The sequence below is a fragment of the Calothrix rhizosoleniae SC01 genome, from assembly GCF_900185595.1.
Lineage (GTDB): Bacteria > Cyanobacteriota > Cyanobacteriia > Cyanobacteriales > Nostocaceae > Calothrix_A > Calothrix_A rhizosoleniae.
The window spans coordinates 1-14510 of the sequence record NZ_FYBH01000336.1 but is presented as its reverse complement, the minus strand read 5'-3'; the positions used below and the strand labels follow the sequence as shown (position 1 = coordinate 14510).

Here is a 14510-nt window from a genome sequence, read left to right as displayed (position 1 = left end):
CTTACGTAGAAGTTCAAGATACTGGTAGTCAAATTCGTCTAGATGTCCATAACTTAATACGTAAGGTTAAGGATAAGGAAGGTAACGATAAAACTATTCTCAATGACGTTTCTTTGGTGATTGAGCCGGGACAATTAGTGGCTTTAGTCGGTGGTAGTGGTGCGGGTAAATCCACCTTAATGAAGTCCTTGTTGGGTATTGAGCCAGTGTCTTCTGGGGTTGTGTTCCTGAATGGGGATAATCTACGGCAAAATTGGGCTGTGTATAGGACTCAAATTGGCTATGTACCCCAGGATGATATTGTCCATCCAGACTTGAGGGTAGCAGAGGTTTTAGCTTATGCTTGTCGACTACGCCTACCACCAGACACGGATATAAACCAGGTAGTAGAAACTACTTTAAAACAAATTCAATTAACCCATGTCAAGGATAACTTTATTCGTAACCTCAGTGGTGGACAGCGCAAACGTGTGAGCATCGGGGTGGAATTGCTGGCAGATCCCAAACTATTCTTTCTGGATGAGCCTACTTCTGGTTTAGATCCGGGCTTAGATAAGGAAATGATGCACCTGTTGCGAGATTTAGCAAATCAAGGGAGGACAGTAGTATTAGTTACCCATGCCACTGCCAATATTGAAGCCTGCGATCGCATCGTTTTTATGGGGCGAGGTGGTAAATTATGCTACTTTGGTGCTCCAGGAGAAGCTCTGAATTTTTTTGAAATGCCCTCTGGAGATTTCAAGTACTTTTCCGATATTTACATTAAACTTGATCAGGGTAGTTCTCCCCAGAAAGTGATTGAAAATGTACAATATTGGGCAGATAAATATGATCATTCTTCCCAATGTAATCGCTACGTAAAATCTCTATTAAAATCAGGACAAGGCACGAGGTTTAAAGCAGACCACAAGGTGCATACAGGAATATCTCCCCTGAAACAACTGTGGTTGCTTTCCCAGAGATATCTCCAGTTAGTAATACGCGATCGCACGAGTTGGATTTTTTCCTTAGTTTCTGGACCAATTGCGATCGCTTTAACAGCTTGGATATTAAGAGATGACACTCCCCTAGGAAAACTTAAGACCTTAGAAACATCCCAAAATTCACTGGCATTGAAGGTATTATTTATATTTGCTTGTATCAGTATTTGGGTGGGACTTTCCAGTTCTGTGCGGGAAATTGTCAAAGAAGCAGCTATTTATGCGAGAGAAAGGTTGATTAATTTGGGTTTAGTTCCCTATTTGGGTTCTAAAATCTTAATTCGTTCTGGTTTGACTTTACTACAAACCCTCTTGATTGTCATAGCTGTTCTCATTGGTTTCAAATCACCAGCATCGGAGTTATTCCCTTGGTATTTAGGTCTAGGAATCACGGTTTTTTTGAGCCTCTTGGCTAGTGTCAGCTTAAGTTTGATGATTTCTGCTGTGGTGAAGAATGAAAACGCCGCAAATAGTATTCTACCTTTAGTTATGATTCCCCAGATTATTCTTTCAGGGGTTTTATTTGAGTTGAAGGGTATTCCCGCCAAATTGGGTTGGTTGACAATCAGTCGTTGGTCAATGGGAGCATATGGTACTTTAGTGGATGTCAATAAAATGATTCCGGCAAATACTCCAGAAGAAATTATTAAAGCTTCTGATGTTTATAATGCTACTTGGAAAAATTTGGGTTTAAACTGGGGAATTTTGGTTGCTCACATGGCAATTTATCTAGTGGTTGCGTTGATATTTCAAAAGCGTAAAGATGTTGTCTAAGGGATATTGAGAGAAGCTATCCCACCGACGGTTATTACACTTATTGATGTACCGGGATTTCAATTATAAACTCAGTACCTTTTCCTAATTCAGAATTGCAGAAAATCTTTCCTTTGTGGGTTTCGGCAATAATTTGATAGCTAATCGATAAACCTAATCCCGTTCCTTTACCAACTGGTTTAGTCGTAAAAAATGGGTTAATGATATTGAAGCGCACTTCTTCGTTTATTCCTGTTCCATTGTCAGCAATGCAGATTGAACTTCTAAGTTCGACATTAAGTGGAAATAACTAAAAGTAGTAGATATCAACACCACAATAGTTATTCGTAGAGCCATATTCCGAAGAATCTTTCTGGTGAGAGAGGATTTCTGTATTGACTTTAAAAGACTTTTTAAAAAATCCTTAGAAAACAAGCATTGGATAAAATTAGTAGCAGGCATGAACAACTTGATACAACCGTTCATTAGTTAATGTACCCAAATTGCCTGCAACAATTAAACGAAGGAAGTAGGAGGAAGAAAGCCGGATTAATTACTGTTAACAATTATAAGAAGGGCTGATTTTAACTATGAGTTATGTGAGTACTAGAGTACTATCAAACGGCGATAGCTGCGGTGCCAGTTGCGTAAGTCCTGACTGTTAAAGGTAATGCTATAGTTGTTCAGGATGCTCACAATTGAGTCGTTTTGTTCAGCTTAAATATTGCACTATGATTATGTTCCTAAATCTAAGAAAATAAAAACTGGAAACAGATTCTCCAGGGTAATTACTTATGACACTGAATCGACGGCATTTCCTATTTTTACTGGGAACCACCGTAGGAGCTTTTGCCTTAGATGGTTGTGCTTTAGCAGAAGAGACTAACCCTAATTCTACACCTACAACTCCACCCAGCCAACCAGGGGGTGCGATCCAATTACCTCCCCTACCTTACGCCTACGAAGCACTGGAACCACATATAGATGGTAAAACTATGCGTTTCCACCATGATAAACACCACGCAGGCTACGTCAGAAATCTCAACGCCGCATTAGAAAAACATCCAGAACTCAAAGGTAAAAATGTAGAAGATTTACTCAAAGACCTTAACAGTGTACCAGCAGATATTCGTACCACAGTGCGTAATAATGGTGGTGGTCATGTTAATCATTCCATGTTTTGGAGGGTCATGAAGCCTAAAGGTGGTGGAGAACCTGATGGTGCGATCGCATCTGCTATTAAGAAAGATTTTGGTAGCTTTGATGAGTTGAAAAAGCAATTTAATACAGCAGGTGCCAAGCGTTTTGGTAGTGGTTGGGCTTGGTTAGTGTTAACAAACTCTGGCAAGCTGGAGGTGATGAGTACAGCTAATCAGGATAGTCCTTTTAGTCAAGGGAAGTATCCTATCATGGGTAATGATGTGTGGGAACATGCCTATTATTTGAATTACCAAAATCGCCGCAAGGATTACTTAGAAGCTTGGTGGAATCTGATGAATTGGGAAGAAATTAATCAACGATTTGCCACGGCTAAAAAGTCAATTCAGGCATAAATTATTACATATTCAAGTTTCATTTAATTTACGCAAATAAACCCGGTTTTGAGGAGAAATAATTGGTTTTAATCATAGATGTTTCTGAAAAGCCGGGTTTTTTGATCAAGACATTCCTGCTTCTGCATACTCTTGTTTAATCATCTCAAATACATTTACAAGTTCAGCACCAGCTTCCTCTGATGTTTGTCCCCAAGCATGACAACCGGGAATCGCAGGAACGTATGCAACAAATGTACCGTTATCATCGGGACGAATTACAGTAGTGTAGTCGGAGAGAGACTTCATAAAATCGCAAACTCTGTATACTGACGTTTTTCTGGAGAATGAAAAGCTAACACAATATCACTTTGATGCACATCTTCCCTTAGCAAATCAGTCGCAATACCTGATTCTGTCCAATCTTCCTCAATATAAATTTTGTCGTTTTTAATCCTCACATAAACTGTAATGCCTTTAATCCTTCTTCCTTCTTTCCAACCAACAACCAACCAAAGATATTGGCTTCTTTCATCGTCAAAAATCAACTCTTCATGCCTTATAAATTAGATACTGTCCTAATGCTGTTTCAAAATCACGCATAGGAGAACGACTCAGAAAACTTTTAATTTCAATAACAATTTTCTCCCCCTCTCTACTCGCAGCAATTGCTTTTTCACCAGCAAGATCTGCAAAAAATTTAACCTCTTAGTATTTGATTGGATAAGGATCGGCAGTAATTATCCAACCATCTTTAATCAAAGCATTTTTAACTACATCATGGTAAATATCTTTTGCTGGCATTATCACCCTGACAATATAAATTGGGATTACTGCGGTGCGTTAGGCATAAAACCGTAACGCACCCCAAATTAATTACTTCACTGCAGTTGGCATACCCAAAATATCCTCAATCTTCGGCATTTCCTCCAAAGGAATCACCCTACCTTCATCCTCAAAATCAGCAATTTGATCAAAATTCAAATACCGATATAAATCATCAGCAAAGGGATGAATTTTCTTCGCCACAATATCCATATATTCTTGCACCGAAGGCATCTTTCCTAACAACGCACAAACTGCTGCTAATTCCGCCGAGCCAAGATATACCTGTGCTCCTTTACCCATACGATTATTGAAGTTTCTCGTAGAGGTGGAAAACACCGTTGCACCATCTGCAACCCTGGCTTGATTCCCCATACATAAACTACATCCCGGCATTTCTGTTCTCGCACCAGCCGCACCAAAAATACCGTATATCCCTTCCTCTTTCAGTTGTTTTTCATCCATGCGGGTAGGAGGACATACCCATAAACGAGCGGTAACTGCACCCGCACCTTCCATAACTTTTGCAGAGGCGCGATAATGCCCAATATTTGTCATGCAGGAACCAATAAAGACTTCATCAACTTTGTTACCTACCACCTCTGATAATAATTTCACATTATCAGGATCATTGGGTGCAGCAACAATGGGTTCGGTGATTTGGTTTAAGTCAATTTCGATGATTTCTGCATACTCTGCATCCCCATCCGCCGCCATTAATTCTGGCTTGGCTAACCATTCTTCCATCTGAGCCACACGACGCATAATAGTCCGGGCATCTGCATAACCCCGTGCTACCATGTTCTTCAATAAGGCAACATTAGAACGCAGATATTCAGCAACTGTCTCGGTACTTAACTTAATGGTAGAACCCGCACAGGAACGCTCTGCTGTTGCGTCGGTAAGTTCAAAGGCTTGTTCAACTTTTAAGTCTGGTAAGCCTTCAATTTCCATAATTCGTCCGGCGAAGACATTTTTCTTATTTTCCTTCGCTACCGTTAACAAACCTTTTTGAATCGCGACGTAGGGAATAGCATTAACAATATCTCGCAGGGTAATACCGGGTTGTAATTCCCCCTTAAAGCGGACTAAAACGGATTCTGGCATATCTAAAGGCATAACCCCCAAAGCTCCGGCAAACGCCACTAAACCGGAACCTGCGGGGAAAGAAATACCCAAGGGGAACCGGGTATGGGAGTCGCCACCAGTACCAACGGTATCGGGTAACAGCATCCGGTTTAACCATGAGTGGATAATACCATCCCCAGGACGCAAAGCCACCCCACCCCGTTGGGAGAAGAAATCGGGAAGTTGGTGGTGGGTTTGAATATCCACTGGTTTGGGATAAGCAGCAGTATGGCAAAAACTCTGCATTACCAAATCAGCAGAGAAACCCAAACAAGCCAATTCCTTTAACTCATCCCTGGTCATTGGCCCTGTGGTATCCTGGGAACCGACGGTAGTCATCAGTGGTTCACAGGACATTCCTGGGCGAACTCCAGCTAAACCACAGGCTTTACCTACCATTTTTTGGGCAAGGGTATAACCTTTACCAGTGTCAGCAGGTGGGGTAGGACGCTGGAAAATATTGCTAGTTGATAAACCTAATGCTTGGCGGGTTTTATCAGTAAGACTGCGTCCAATTAATAAGGGAATCCGCCCTCCAGCCCGGACTTCATCGAAGATAGTTTCAGGTTTGAGGGTAAAGGTGGAAATAACTTCCCCGGCTGCGTTGGTAATCTCACCTTTGTAGGGATGGATGGTAACTACCATTCCTGTTTCCATCTGAGTGACATCACACTGAATCGGTAAAGCACCCGCATCTTCGGCAGTATTAAAGAAAATTGGGGCAATGGAACCACCTAAAATATATCCACCCGCCCGTTTATTGGGGACAAAGGGAATATCATTACCCAAGTGCCATAATACTGAGTTAATGGCTGATTTCCGGGAGGAACCCGTACCTACTACATCCCCGACATAAGCAACGGGATGCCCTTTCTGCTTCAATTCGGCAATGGTTGACAAACTTCCCACCTGCCGTGATTCTAACATCGCCAGGGCATGTAAGGGAATATCTGGGCGCGTGGTGGCATGGGTGGCGGGGGATAAATCATCGGTATTAGTTTCCCCTGGAACTTTAAATACGGTAACTGCGATCGCTTCTGGTAAAGTGGGGCGAGAAGTAAACCACTCAGCATTTGCCCAAGAATTTACCACTTGCTGGGCATAGGCATTATTACTCGCCAATTCTAAAACATCGTGGTATGCATCGTATACTAGGGTAATCTGTTTTAGGGCTGTGGCTGCGGTTTGGGCGAGTTCTGCCTGTTCCGATTTGAGTAATTCTATGAGGGATTGCACATTGTAGCCACCCAACATTGTTCCCAACAACTCAATGGCGTATTTAGGGGAAACCAGGGGACTAGTAATTTCTCCTTTCGCAACCCCAGTTAAGAATCCAGCTTTAACATAAGCTGATTGGTCTACTCCAGGGGGAATTCTATCACGTAACAAATGCAGTAATGCTGCTTCTTCACCCGTGGGGGGATTTTTCAATAATTCGCACAATGCCGATGTTTGTTGTGCATCAAGCGGTAAGGGGGGGATGCCTAGGGCTGCTCTTTCATCAACGTGTTTGCGATATGATTCCAGCATTATGCTCTCCAATTATTCAGCCAAAGTTTTTCTATTGTTAACGGTTCCTTCCCTAGCTTCGTGGGTATTTCCCCTCATAAGTCTTCACAGATAGGCTTAACAAGCAGTTAGTAAAGGCGATGGGAATCATTCTACTTGTTTACAGAAACAGGTTTTTTAGCTTCCAGGGCAGTACTAGCAGTTTGTTTCTAGCAAGAACCTATACTTATCACTGTATAGCCACTTCCGCTCCTCAAGCCTTTTAGAAGTAATTCCTGTTTATGGGTGGTCTTTTTATATTTCCACCTATTCATAAGATAAAATATATCTTCTGTTTGTTGCATCCTACTTGTTTTAATATATGACCACAACATACACCGTTGAACTTCAACACCAAGGCTCAATTCATACTTTACAAGTTCCTGAAAATGAAACCATCTTATCAGTGGCAGATGCAGCTGGATTAGATCTTCCTAGTTCTTGTAATGCAGGTGTTTGTACAACTTGTGCCGGTAAAATTACTAACAGCGGAACTGTGGAACAAACTGATGTCATGGGTGTAAACACAGAACTACAGGAACAAGGTTATGTATTGCTTTGTGCGGCTTATCCTCGCTCTGATTTAAAAATTGAAACAGAAAAAGAAGATACTGTTTATCAATTACAATTTGGAAAAGAATAAGCAACCAAAATTATTGTTCATGGTTAGTAGTTAGTCATGAATGGTTAACAAATAATAATTCATACCCTAACTACTGACTGTAAATAGTGTATTGTATAAACAAAAACTGAGAGTTGAAGTCAATGACTACCCATTTTATTACTGCGGAAATCGATCTGCAAGAAACCCCAACTGAATTAGAAAAAGCTATTACAGCAGAGTTAGACAAACAAGGAGAACCCCTACGCTGGGCAATCACAGCTGTAGATGCACAAACAGGCAAGGCTACTGTTGAAGCTGTTGTGACGAAGACAGAAGATTAATACGTAAAATTAGCTGTATCCAGCCAGATTCTCGACTTTTTGTCAAAGTTGGGAATCTGATTGTCTATGAGAAGAAACCGAACTAGATATTGTTCGTTTTACCGTACTATCCATCAATTATGAATTATAGCACTATGCAATTACGTTAGGGCATTGTTGAAGCCGCAAACCTATTAACAGTAAACTTATTACTTCTTACTTATTACTTGCGCCTAGCGCTATATTGTTCGGAAATCATCATTAATAGAGTGAGAAGAACCGAAATAGCAATCATATCAATGTTTCATAACATATAAACGAAAGCACAAAGTTAAGTGCTGTAACCATTCACTAAAGCTCTGAAAACAAGTGAGGGATAAGTATGACACTAGTTCGCTATAACCCTTGGAAAGAAATTGATATTCTAGAGCATCATTTTAACAGCTTGCTTGATGACTTTTTGCCGAGAGAATGGAAAGATTTCACCAGATTTTCAGAAGTACCTGCTGCTGAGATTTCCGAAACTGATGATGCTGTCTATCTGAAGCTAGAAATTTCCGGAATGGAAGCCAAAGACTTAGATATTGAAGCTACAGAAGATACTATTACTATCAGTGGAGAGAGAAAGTCGGAAAGTAAAACTGAAGAAAAAGGCTTTACTAAGAGCGAATTCTATTATGGTAAATTCCATCGTGTAATTCCTCTACCTGTAAGCATTCAAAACAATAATGTTACAGCTGAATATAAAGATGGAATTTTGAACTTGACTCTACCTAAAGCACATGGAAAAAGGCAAAAAATAGTCAAAATCAATCTCTAGTAGTTAGTCAGTTCATTGATATCAATTAATATCAGTAAGTGAAGCCATGATTTGAGACCTCCTTAGTTTAATTGTGTGAATTTAAGTATTGCCTAGTTATTGTGTATACAACTAGGCTTTTTTTTGAATCAAGATTTGAGCAGTAGGGTGAGCAATGCCCACCCTACCCCGTGGTAGACTTGACTTATTCATGCTCAGTTTTTCCACCGGCTAGGAGTTGACCGAAAAATAAAAGGATACAAGCCCCCAAATTTATTTGTGGAAAAATTAGAGATAATTGTGCCGCGACGTATAAGCACAAGGCGCAATAATTCCTTTCTTGATGCAGTCGCTCATGGGGGAGACCCCCAAGACTCTAGATTTATGTATGGGGCTTCTCCCCTGCTCCCTGCTCCCCTGCCTCTTCCTGACTGATAACTGATAACTGGTAACTAAAATGCAGGGTATTGACAATTCTTATAGGACTACGACCAGAAAGAATGAGCAGATGTGGTAAATTGCTGCTAGTGTTTTATCTGGTTTTTATTTAAGTAGAGACTAATTAGTTGGTTCTCAGTTCTTAATCTGGCAATCAAAATAAATACTTGATGTCAGCAGATAAACCTGAACTTCTTAATACAAAATTTTACTGTCAGGAGTAAATCCATGATTGCGGAACATCATGATTCGACATCCATGGAACATGAACTACGACGACGAATTCAAATCAAACAAAGCCAACTGCAAATCGCTGTAGAAGGTAATATGCCCCATGTAGCTCAAGGATTACAAAGTCAATTAGCAGAGTTGCAAACGCAAATCAAGTCAGAACCAGAATCTGATTTTCAAGCGTTGATGAATTTAGTAGATGACTGACATCTCTATCGGCTTAAATGAGGGTAATTCCCCACAGGATAGCTCCCCTGTAAGTACCTAATTTGATTTTCCATCACTTCCCATATACTCCCGATAACCACAAATTTGATCCCCACGAATATCAAAAGATATGGCTATGCGATTTTTATAAGGTTCTCCTTTCAATCTTCCCTCATCCCTAAATTCAAATACGACGGTAGTTTCATTGCTGGTAATTCTTTCTATGGAAGTAAGACGTATACTATTCTCAAATACTTCCGAGACATAAGTAAAAAACTCTTGAGCCTGCTTTTTGCCATGATTTAAACCATGATATGATCCTACAGGGAACCAAAAACAGAAGTCTTCGGTGAGCATAGCTAATAGCGGCTCCCACTCCCCTGTTGCTAAACCATGTTGTAAATTAGCAAATCCTTGATGTGCAACCTTGAGTGTATTTTCTGATACTTCTGCCATACTTGTATCCTCTATCAATATACTTTCAGAACCGCCCATAGAAACCTTGTTATATCTACTCAAATGTAGACAAAACTCAGTAGATCACAAATTCAGGTTGAGACAAGCAATCGCCACCAAATCTGTGGTTTATATATAATTAAAAATTATATTTTACTGGGCTAGGCGATCAAAATATTTATTACAGGAATATAAATTTCTTCTACTACTTAAAAAATTCGGTCAACAGCTTGTCGTAAGAAAGATAACATTTGTTGGGGATCTGCCGAGATAAGTAATCAAACAAAATTATTTACCATTCACTTAAAATCAAAGTATAAGTATATAGATTCCAAGGGTGAATCTACATTTTTAGGCTTGTCAGTCCACTAAGAGGAGCCTAAACTGTTTCTCAAACAGTAGCCCCATTATAAGAATTAAAAAATTTCAGGAATTATTTCTGTAAGTTTACTTAAAAAAAATGACAGATGCTGTTAATCTTTAACCTAATTAGTTTGTAAATTAGGGTCAAATGTTGCGAGTTTATCATCTTTTAATCGGTGCTAGCTTAATGGTTGTAATACCGATGGGAGCTAATTTTATCCGCCTCAATTCTGCTAATCGAAATAGCTTACCATCTAGTTCTCAAGCAAAAAATATTATCAATCATCATAGGTCTGCTCCTGGTAATATCTGGAGCAGTATCTTGGGAAAAACTTTTGTTCCTCAAGGTTGGCAGGTTAAAGCTTGTACCAGCAATAAATCTTTGCTTTGTGTCTCTGCCAATGGTAAAAATTTAGGTAAGGTAGCAATTGAGGTTTATCCTCTGGAAAAACGGCCTAATTTCCAAAAAATGCTCGCAAAAGAGGGTATTACTCCTGGCGTTTCCTTAGATAAACAAGATCCTCAATATCAAACCCAGATACTAAATGCGCTACGAAAGTGGGTGGATACCGAATATGAGATATTATCTCAAGAGCATCAGCAAAGGTATGGTAATGCAACCAAAATAAAACTTCCCCAAGGTGATGCTCCCGAGAAAGCACCGCAAACAACTTCCATTAATTTTGCTCCTCAACCTCCAGAAGTCGTGAGATTAGGAAAACTTCAGGGGATACGTTATGGATTTGCTGGATTAAAGCCAGAAGGTGGAGTAGTAGAAAAGTATTTACAGTATGTCACTTTTGACGGCAAAGCGATGTATATAATCAAAACAGCTTTTGCTACTGATAATATTCCCAGTAAGTTTGAGAAATTAGAAAATTTAGCCGTGTTTGAGCCTTACTTAAGTGCCATTGTGCAAAATTTACAGCTACCACAACAGAAGTCAGTAGTGAGTAGTCAGTGAACTATTTTTAACCTCCAGATTTCAACTTGCTATATCACTAATAATTATCAATGAAATAAAGTATGTATTTATACTTAACCCAAAACTAACCAAGGAATAGGGAAGGATAGTTTAAGTTTGTATTTGCATTGCGATCGCTTTCCGTAGATTATAAAAATATGGGATCTACTTACTGCTTGTGAATTTCTTTATTGGTTGCGCTATTTGGGCATATAAAGGTTGGGTGGGTGAATTTTACCCTCCAAAAGCTCGTGCTACAGATTTTTTGCATCTATATAGCCGTCGCTTGACGACGGTAGAGGGAAACACGACTTTTTACGCCACACCCAATCCGGAAACAGTTACCCGTTGGTCAAATCAAACACCTCCAGAATTTGAGTTTTGCCTGAAATTACCGCGAGAAATCACCCACAATGGTCTACTACAGCCACACATAACCCATGCCCTGAATTTCCTGGAAAATATGCTTCCCTTGGGTAAAAACTTAGGGCCAATGTTTGCTCAACTACCACCTAGCTACTCACCCCAATCATTAGATGATTTAACTAACTTTCTCCAAAGTTGGCCAAAAAACACAGCTCCTTTAGCCTTAGAAGTAAGACATCCAGATTGGTTTCGAGAACCTCATGCTCATAATTTAACTGCACTGTTAGAAACACTGAATATAGCCAGAGTATTACTAGACACTCGCCCGATTTACTCTGGAAAAGAAGATCCCCAACTGCACTCCGCAAGGCGTAAACCCCAATTACCCCTACAATTTCAAACTACAGCTCCATTTACCTTGATTCGGTTTATTTCCCATCCCACCCTATCAGTCAATCAGCCATTTATGGCAGAGTGGATAAATTATATCCAACAATGCTTACAACAGGGAAAGCGAATTTACTTCTTTGTCCATTGTCCCATAGAAGAGCGATCGCCCCACACTGCACGTCACTTTTATAACTTGTTACACCAAGCTGGCATTGATATTCCACCTCTACCGTGGGATCTCATAGAACAGGAGCCTCACCAGCTCAGTTTATGGTAACTATTGATATTGCTTCATCCTATCTTGATTCAAGATGTAGTGAAAGTTATAGGGGGTTGTGCCCTGCACTTTAGTGGTTAAATATCCAAGTAAGATGAAAATGATAAGTAGGTAGGCGTAAAAAATTATCGTTTGGATAAGACAGGGGGCAGGGGGCAGGGAGCAGGGGGAAAAAGGGTTTTAGCCTTATTTACTTTTCTCCACATAGTTTGGTTTTATTGTGCCGACTTACTTAGTAACAGTAATAACTATTACTATTTTTGATTTCCACCATAGAAAAAATAAATAATATTCTTTTGCTCGTAAACAGTAAACAATAAAAGATTTTCCAGCTCCCATTACTATATAAAAATATCCTGGGAAGGAAGATAAACCTTTTTACTTATTGATAATATTTCTAATTATGATAGGTTAATTAAAGAAGGAACATTTAGTAATTTCATCACAGAATCAATAAATATCCAATCAACTGGGCAGATATATCCTTTGCTACCAGCTATTTTTCATTGCTTTGTGAATCCTAAATACTAAAGGAGTTTAATTTGTGAAACGCTTACTTTATGAACAATCTGTTGCTTACAAAGGATATCTAATTATTCCTTTCGTTTTTAGCAAGGCAGATAATTACAATATTTATTCGTATAAATTATTATCAGCAATAGGGAATAAAAGCAAATTTCAGAAAGTCGAAAACCCCGCAGCTATATACGGTAGTAGTGCGGAGAACATCATTGACATTGCGAAGGAGCATTTAGATATCAACTTTGAATTTATTAATCACACCGATTATTTTCAGTCTCGTTACGTGTATCGCCACAACTTAATTATTGTTGGTAACGAGAATGGTAAATACTTTTATGACCATTATCCACCAGATTCCCTCAATAATATTGCTGCACCCAAGTTATTTACCTCGGAATATGAGTGTCTTAGCTGGATTAGACAAGGACTAGATATGCTGCATATTAGACTGAGGGCGAGTTAGGACAGAATACAGAAGGAAAGCAGCAAAACAGTCGGAACACGACATCTATATTTGTTGATGGTGATACATTACCAAAACAGGGCGAAAAACCGTTGGCGAAGCCGCTCTGAAAGAGCTAGATTGTCAATCTTCTGGTCGTAGAGTAAAACGTGGTTTATAACCTACAGCAATAAATTGGTACATTAATGCAGATTGTAATAGTGTAGCCAATATCATCTGTTCTCTTGGAAAGTTGCTCCTCTTGGGTATAACCCAAGACTGCACTTTCCGCAAGGTAAGCACAACACTTGGACTTCATTTGAGTGGAGTGTGTAGGGGTGCTTTGACTTCATCCCACCCGGATTTATATTTGGGTGACAGCTAATCAGAAGCGAAGTGACGCGGTTTTAACCCGTCGTGCAGCATCTTTTTAGAATCCCCTCGCCTTCAGTCAGGGGAGCAGTCAAGAATTGTTATAGTTCGTCACTCATCTCCCGGTAAACTTTGTTGTATCGGGATTATTCTTTCTCTATTTTATATTGAATAAATATCTCCCAAGATAGATGTTCAAATTAAGGGTTTGATATATTGAAATCGCTAATGTTATACCAATTTCAAAAATGATTGCGACAGATGGAAAGACAGAAAGACTAATATAGTAACTCTTTCACAATCCAAAATCCAAAATCTAAAATCCAAAATGGTATTATTTTCCAAGCAATCAGAGTTATTGTTGTTTATAAAAAATTTATGACTGCTACATATTAGTAACATTATTGCTGTTGATAAATTGATATTATCAAGCAAATAAAAAGCTGGGATAAGAATGAAAAGTTTTTATCTAGGTTTATAGATAAAATATATTGTTTGTGTAAAAAATCAGTAATACTACTATAATTATTTTTCTGTCGTGATATTTTATTAATTAAGCAACTAAAAAATCCCATATATCATCATTTCTAAATCGCATATTTGTTGATTTGCAATTTCTTCAATAAATGGAGGGTATGAACATTAAAATATCCGACACACACCTTTGTACCATTATGTTTGAAATTAATGGTATGGCACTACGCATATACGTTAAGACATTGTTGAAGCACCAAGCCGATGAGCAGTAAACTTATTATTTATTACTTATTACTTGCGCGTAAGTAAGTCGGCACAATAAAACCAAACTATGTGGAGAAAAGTAAATAAGGCTAAAACCCTTTTTCCCCCTGCTCCCTGCCCCCTGCCCCCTGTCTTATCCAAACGATAATTTTTTACGCCTACCTACTTAGAGCTATAGCTATTATTAACTTGCAATCTTACTTGTACAAAGTATACATACTAGGAATTTATATATACCAGAATATACAACTG

General features: G+C 39.1%; 12 protein-coding genes and 3 pseudogenes. 9 read left to right on the top strand and 6 right to left on the bottom strand.

Going from position 1 to position 14510, the window contains the following annotated elements:
• Positions 1-1754, top strand: a 1754-nt coding sequence (locus tag CALSC_RS20625; RefSeq protein WP_088243146.1) for an ABC transporter ATP-binding protein/permease, incomplete at its 5' end; no start/stop codon positions are given.
• A gap of 40 nt (positions 1755-1794) precedes the next feature.
• Here the strand turns inward: CALSC_RS20625 and CALSC_RS20620 are convergent.
• Positions 1795-2010, bottom strand: a pseudogene (locus CALSC_RS20620) (sensor histidine kinase); the annotation flags it as partial.
• A gap of 517 nt (positions 2011-2527) precedes the next feature.
• Between CALSC_RS20620 and CALSC_RS20615 the strand changes: the two are divergent.
• Positions 2528-3286: a superoxide dismutase gene (locus tag CALSC_RS20615; protein WP_088243145.1), complete on the top strand. Its 759-nt coding sequence runs from the start codon at positions 2528-2530 to the stop codon at positions 3284-3286.
• A gap of 105 nt (positions 3287-3391) precedes the next feature.
• On the opposite strand, the gene CALSC_RS20610 is transcribed toward CALSC_RS20615, so the two are convergent.
• From CALSC_RS20610 to acnB, 4 genes and pseudogenes are all read right to left on the bottom strand, one after another.
• Positions 3392-3574, bottom strand: coding sequence for a type II toxin-antitoxin system HicB family antitoxin (locus CALSC_RS20610; RefSeq protein WP_088243144.1), 183 nt, complete (start codon positions 3572-3574; stop codon positions 3392-3394).
• Positions 3571-3819: pseudogene (locus CALSC_RS20605) on the bottom strand (element excision factor XisI family protein); the annotation flags it as partial. The pseudogene CALSC_RS20605 and the gene CALSC_RS20610, both read right to left, overlap by 4 nt.
• A 4-nt stretch (positions 3820-3823) precedes the next feature.
• Positions 3824-4069 (bottom strand): annotated as a pseudogene (locus CALSC_RS20600) (element excision factor XisH family protein); the annotation flags it as partial.
• A gap of 72 nt (positions 4070-4141) precedes the next feature.
• Positions 4142-6748 carry a bifunctional aconitate hydratase 2/2-methylisocitrate dehydratase gene (gene acnB, locus CALSC_RS20595; RefSeq protein ID WP_088243142.1) on the bottom strand — a complete coding sequence of 869 codons (2607 nt, stop codon included), beginning with the start codon at positions 6746-6748 and terminating at the stop codon, positions 4142-4144.
• A 340-nt stretch (positions 6749-7088) separates the two neighbouring features.
• Here acnB and CALSC_RS20590 point away from each other — a divergent pair, with 340 nt between their 5' ends.
• The 4 genes from CALSC_RS20590 (at position 7089) to CALSC_RS20575 (ending at position 9365) form a co-directional block, all read left to right on the top strand.
• Positions 7089-7409, top strand: coding sequence for a 2Fe-2S iron-sulfur cluster-binding protein (locus tag CALSC_RS20590; RefSeq protein ID WP_088243141.1), 321 nt, complete (start codon positions 7089-7091; stop codon positions 7407-7409).
• A 122-nt stretch (positions 7410-7531) separates the two neighbouring features.
• Entirely contained in the window at positions 7532-7711 is a 180-nt protein-coding gene (locus CALSC_RS20585) for a hypothetical protein (RefSeq protein WP_088243140.1), read from the top strand.
• A 361-nt stretch (positions 7712-8072) separates the two neighbouring features.
• A complete protein-coding gene (locus CALSC_RS20580) occupies positions 8073-8510 on the top strand; it encodes an Hsp20/alpha crystallin family protein (protein ID WP_088243139.1) in 438 nt (145 codons plus the stop codon).
• A 645-nt stretch (positions 8511-9155) separates the two neighbouring features.
• Positions 9156-9365 (top strand): hypothetical protein, encoded by a 210-nt coding sequence (locus tag CALSC_RS20575; RefSeq protein ID WP_088243138.1) that lies wholly within the window; start codon positions 9156-9158, stop codon positions 9363-9365.
• A 57-nt stretch (positions 9366-9422) separates the two neighbouring features.
• On the opposite strand, the gene CALSC_RS20570 is transcribed toward CALSC_RS20575, so the two are convergent.
• Positions 9423-9821 (bottom strand): nuclear transport factor 2 family protein, encoded by a 399-nt coding sequence (locus CALSC_RS20570; RefSeq protein WP_088243147.1) that lies wholly within the window; start codon positions 9819-9821, stop codon positions 9423-9425.
• A 511-nt stretch (positions 9822-10332) separates the two neighbouring features.
• Here CALSC_RS20570 and CALSC_RS20565 point away from each other — a divergent pair.
• From CALSC_RS20565 to CALSC_RS20555, 3 genes are all read left to right on the top strand, one after another.
• Positions 10333-11148, top strand: coding sequence for a hypothetical protein (locus CALSC_RS20565; RefSeq protein ID WP_088243137.1), 816 nt, complete (start codon positions 10333-10335; stop codon positions 11146-11148).
• Between the two features lie 178 nt (positions 11149-11326).
• Positions 11327-12181, top strand: a complete 855-nt coding sequence (locus tag CALSC_RS20560) for a DUF72 domain-containing protein (RefSeq protein WP_088243136.1) — start codon at positions 11327-11329, stop codon at positions 12179-12181.
• 544 nt (positions 12182-12725) lie between these two features.
• The gene (locus tag CALSC_RS20555; protein ID WP_088243135.1) at positions 12726-13166 is read left to right on the top strand and encodes a hypothetical protein; all 441 of its coding nucleotides are present in this window, start codon (positions 12726-12728) and stop codon (positions 13164-13166) included.
• Positions 13167-14510 lie beyond the last annotated feature (1344 nt).